The sequence below is a fragment of the Saccharopolyspora sp. NPDC000995 genome (genome assembly GCF_053599315.1).
On the sequence record NZ_JBSFLZ010000235.1, the window covers coordinates 1 to 4,534 of the forward strand.

The following is a 4,534-nucleotide window of genomic DNA, read 5'->3' on the forward strand; positions in this document are numbered from 1 at the left end:
TACTAGGTGGCTGGTGTCGAACGGGGTTTGTGGAGGCTTGATCTGTTCTGTGTTTGTTGAGCGGGTCGGTGTGGTCGCGGGTTCTCATCGATCGGGTTCGGTGGTGTGGCGGGGTTCGGGTGTGATCGTTGCCGGTATGCCGTGACAAGGGGGCTCGTGCGTGTCTTGGCGGGCCCGCTGGGGCCTGGTCAGGCGGTGGTCGTGGTCCATCCGGTTGCCGTGCGGGCGATCCCGAGCGTGCCGAGGCGTGCGAGGTTGACGGCGGCGGCCAGCAGTGAAAAGTCGGCGGCTGTTTTGAGCAGTCCGCGGACGCGGGCTCGGCGACCGCCGTGGCGGTGGCGCATGAGATGAGCGATTTTGCGTTCGACTTTGGGGCGGGTGGCGCGGTAGTCGGCACGCCAGGCGGGATCGGTTTGACGCGCCCGCCCGGCTTGCAGCGCGGCCTCGTGGGCACTGATGGTGATCGTGCGGCCGGTCTTCGCGGTGGTGCACTGTGCGGTCAGTGGGCAGGCGGCGCAGGCGGCGCAGGCGGCGCCATCACCGTCAGCATGGGGTAGTTGGCGCGGTCGTTCTCCGGCAGGATGGGCGCCCTGGGTTGGGTGCCGGGTGTGGTGTCGACGGTGGCCAGCCGGTCGTCGCCGCCGACGCAACCGCCGCACAGCACCGTGTCGTCGTCGACCCAGCCCGCGACACATCACCACGGCGCGGCAACGACCCGCCCGGGCCTTCTCCCAAGATCCCTGTCGACTACGTTCGTGTCCGTGGGGGTCTCGAGGACGCGGTTCTGGACGGTCAGGTGCAGCCGGTCCGGCGCGATGCGGGCGCCGTAGCCCCTCGCAACCTTGCCGGATGCCCCAGCGGGACGAGGACGGAATCAGCAGCGGCATCGCCGCGCCAATGGTCGATCAGGTTGCGGTCTCCGGTCACCGTCCGGCTCGCGATGCGGGTCTCGACGGTCGTCATACTGGTGGAGTCGGGTCGGTGATACGCGCCTCGTAGGTTAACCAGATCGTGCCCCCGTCCCAGGAAAGGGCGGCACGTTGCCCTCGGGCGTGACCCCGAAGCTCTCGGTTCCGGTCACGTCGACGAAGGCTCCGGACCGGTCGACGTAGCCGATGTGACTCGCATCCGGGCACATCCGGTTATCCGGCAAACGGGTGAAACCATGCCTACCGCGCGACCAACGCGCTGCTCGGCCATCGGATGCACCACACTCACGACCACCGGTCGACGCGGCGAACACCAACGCAAACCGTGGCAGCAACACAGCCGACACCAGCCCCGCGGTCGACTCGCCCGACGCGACATCGCGTTCAGGGACGAGCACCTGCGCCGCGAACCGAACCGCCGCAGCTGCGGTCGGCCCGCCGAACAGGTCGACCACATCCTGCCCTAGCCAGGGCGGCGCGATGTTCGACCACGCCAACGCCCAAAGCCTGTGTGTTCCGTGCCACGCCCACAAGACCACGGCCGAGAACACTGCACGTCAACGAGCCGACTAACCCCGCCGCGCTGAGCGCCTACCGCCGAGACTGGTTAGCGTCGAAAGGCCCTGGGCGTTTCGAATGAATCTTCGGATACTTCGCGACAAGCAAGGCGAGGCGAAACTAACCAGAGGGTTCGATGGAGCGGATCATTCACTTGGGCGCAGGGGCACTCCTGACGATCAAGCGCCAGGCAACTGGAACATGGACGCTGCACCACGAAGCTCCTGGCCGCGAGGACATCCACGTGCACCTGGCCGACGATGACCAGGCCGGGGAAAAGATCACCTGGCTACTGGCCGTGGCCATGCACCCACAGATCACCTTGAACTAGCCTCACTTTTGGACGGGGCCGGGTTGCGCCCTCAACACGGGCGGAGGCCAACGCCCACGCGCGTTTCTGCTCGGCCTGTTCCAACCGCCATGCGGCCCGTGTTACCCGCGCCAGCACCCGCCGTTCACGACGGTTTCTCCCTCGATCCGTTCACTGATCGTCACCCGAACAGCGCGCCAGCCAAGGTGTTCAGCAAACTGGACGCCTTGCCGGTGTTCTCCGGTCTGCTGCTACCGGAACCCTGGCCCTCCAGGGTGCGGTCGCAGACCTACTCGCGCTCCATTCCGGACAGGGCGGCCAGCATGGTGAACACGATGCCAGATGGGTTGTGCTCCATGTAATCTGTCAAGTCGGTTGTCGGCTGACCTCACCGTGAGGCGGAAACGGCACCGCTAGGAGAGTTCGGTATGGCGCAAGGCAGCGTGAAGTGGTTCAACGGCGAGAAGGGCTTCGGGTTCATCGCCCAGGATGGCGGCGGACCTGACGTCTTCGTTCACTTTTCGGAGATCCAGGGCAGCGGCTTCAAATCCCTCGACGAAGGCCAGCGGGTCGAGTTCGAGATCGGCCAGGGACAGAAGGGACCGCAGGCCCAGGGCGTGCGCGTCATCTGAGTGCTGAAGCACCGGCGTGCCCGTGCCCGTCATCGACGGGCACGGGCATGTTTCGTCGGTGTTGCGTGCAGCTGCGGAGCCTCGGTCGTGCGAGCCTTGATCTCGACGGACATTCCGAATCACAGGGGGCCGGTAGTTACGGCGGCAGAACCACCGGATGTTGAGTTTTGTTGCGGGGTGGCGCGCTGAACCGTGCCTGACCAGGTCGTTCTCCTCATCGGGGTTGGGCACGCGATGGCTGACTCGCAGGGGCTTGGGGTCATAAAGGATGGGTTTCGTATGGGCCTGACGTGGGTTCTGCGCTGCTGCGGGTTGCTGCCAATGTCGCGGCGGTGCGGCTCAGCGAGATCCACAGCCCTGGCTTCTCGCGAAGCCAGCTCGGTGACTCGCCTGACTGATCTTCTGGGAGGTCAATGTCGACTCCACCATCTGCCGGGCACACCAGCACGCTGCCGGTGTCCGTCGGCACGGTGCTGTGCAGAAGGAACCGCCAGGCGGAGTGAGCGCCGAATCTGAAGACTATGGATTGGGCAGGTCGCGAGGTGGGTTCACCACGAAGATTCATCTGGCGTGTGAGCAGGGACAGAAGCCGTTGTCGCTGCTGATCACCGCCGGGCAGCGCGGTGACGGTCCGCAGTTCGAGCCGGTCCTAAACGCGATTGGGGTGCCCCGGCCTGGTGTCGGCCGGCCGAGAAGCCGCCCGCTGCGGGTGCGAGGCGACAAGGCGTACTCTTCACGCGCGAATCGCGCCTACCTGCGCAGACGTGGCATCAGGTGCACGATTCCTGAGCCGGTCGATCAGGTCCGCAACCGCAGGCGCCGCGGACGTGGCGGTGGCCGTCCGCCCTTCTTCGACCGCGAAGACTACAAGGCTCGGCACGCGGTCGAATGCGGGATCAGCCGTCTCAAGCAGCACCGGGCCGTGGCAACCCGGTTTGACAAACTTGCGGTTCGGTTCGAGGCGACGGTTCAGGTCGCGGCGATTCATCAGTGGCTGTGAACCCTCAGCCTGCCGTCGTGCGGATGCCCCAGCAGGAAACGACGGCCCTGCGGTCATTACGGAGGAAGGGCACATTTCCTGGCATTGGCGCGGGGCGGTGTGTACAGAGTTGCACCTTCCGTAGCGGCATGTGGTCCAGTGGACTTACGTCCCGATCCCTTGAGGAAAGGTCCCTGCTCATGCATTCGTCTTTCATGCCACCCCGCCAGGTCAAGATCGGTGACGCGGCGGCCTTCGCCGGCAGCACGCCACGGGCGATTCGCCATTACCACGAGATCGGCCTGCTCCCCGAGCCTGAGCGGGGCGGTGATGACCGCCGCCGCTACGGGTACGAGGACATAATCCGCCTGCTGTGGGTTCGCAAGATGGCCAACGCCGGGATCGCCCTGGACGACATACGTGACGCCTTTACCACCGGCATGGCTTCCGCCGGTGCGGACAGCGGAGACGGTATCGCGGGCATCCTGGAGCGGTTGGAGGAAGCCCTCGCCGAGCAGGAGGCGGAATTGCGGCGGCAACGGATCGCCGTGCAGCGGATGCGCACCGAACGCAGCCGGATGGGCCTGCTCTCCGACTTCGTCACCGAACGCCTCAAGAGCCTGCCCGAAGGCTCCCTGCGTCAGGCGGACCTGGACAGTCTGCTGGTCACTGAGCGGATCTTCGGCCCGCTCGGCGCGGCCGTCCAGGCCACCCGCTTCGTCGTCCTGGCCACGCATCCCACTCTGCGGGAGGATTCCGACCGCATCGATGACGCCGAGGAGGCACTCGATGACAGCGTCGCCGTCGATGATCCACGGGTGGCTCAAGTGGCCGTCGAGCGGCACGCCTTCGAAAGCGCCCTGCAGGCCGTCATCGAGGAGTCCGGCCTGGGCAAGGACGACGATGCCCTCTGCGACGCCTGGGACACTTTGCACCCTGCTACCGCCGATGACGGCGAGGACGAGGCCGACCTCAGCTCTGGCAGGCGGGAGGCTGACTCCATGAGCGCGTTCGAAGTCGCCGGCAAGATGCCCTACGACTTCTCCCCAGCCCGCCTGCGCTGTATAAAACTGGCCGAAGAGCTATCCGCCCAAGACTCACCCGCTACCTAAAACACGGCCTAGTG

The 4,534-nt window shown here is 66.0% G+C and carries 4 protein-coding genes and 1 pseudogene; 4 read left to right on the forward strand and 1 reads right to left on the reverse strand.

Annotated elements, in window-relative coordinates; genetic code table 11:
* Positions 1-188: 188 nt before the first annotated feature.
* Positions 189-887, reverse strand: coding sequence for a transposase (locus tag ACWDKQ_RS35220; RefSeq protein WP_450143081.1), 699 nt, complete (start codon positions 885-887; stop codon positions 189-191).
* Positions 888-1,623: 736 nt separating this feature from the next.
* Here ACWDKQ_RS35220 and ACWDKQ_RS35225 point away from each other — a divergent pair.
* From ACWDKQ_RS35225 to ACWDKQ_RS35240, 4 genes and pseudogenes are all read left to right on the forward strand, one after another.
* Positions 1,624-1,818 (forward strand): hypothetical protein, encoded by a 195-nt coding sequence (locus ACWDKQ_RS35225; protein ID WP_450143082.1) that lies wholly within the window; start codon positions 1,624-1,626, stop codon positions 1,816-1,818.
* Positions 1,819-2,225: 407 nt separating this feature from the next.
* The gene (locus ACWDKQ_RS35230; protein WP_010310090.1) at positions 2,226-2,429 is read left to right on the forward strand and encodes a cold-shock protein; all 204 of its coding nucleotides are present in this window, start codon (positions 2,226-2,228) and stop codon (positions 2,427-2,429) included.
* A gap of 409 nt (positions 2,430-2,838) precedes the next feature.
* Positions 2,839-3,429, forward strand: a pseudogene (locus tag ACWDKQ_RS35235) (IS5 family transposase); the annotation flags it as partial.
* A gap of 179 nt (positions 3,430-3,608) precedes the next feature.
* Positions 3,609-4,520 carry a MerR family transcriptional regulator gene (locus tag ACWDKQ_RS35240; protein WP_450143083.1) on the forward strand — a complete coding sequence of 304 codons (912 nt, stop codon included), beginning with the start codon at positions 3,609-3,611 and terminating at the stop codon, positions 4,518-4,520.
* The last annotated feature ends 14 nt before the right edge of the window (positions 4,521-4,534 follow it).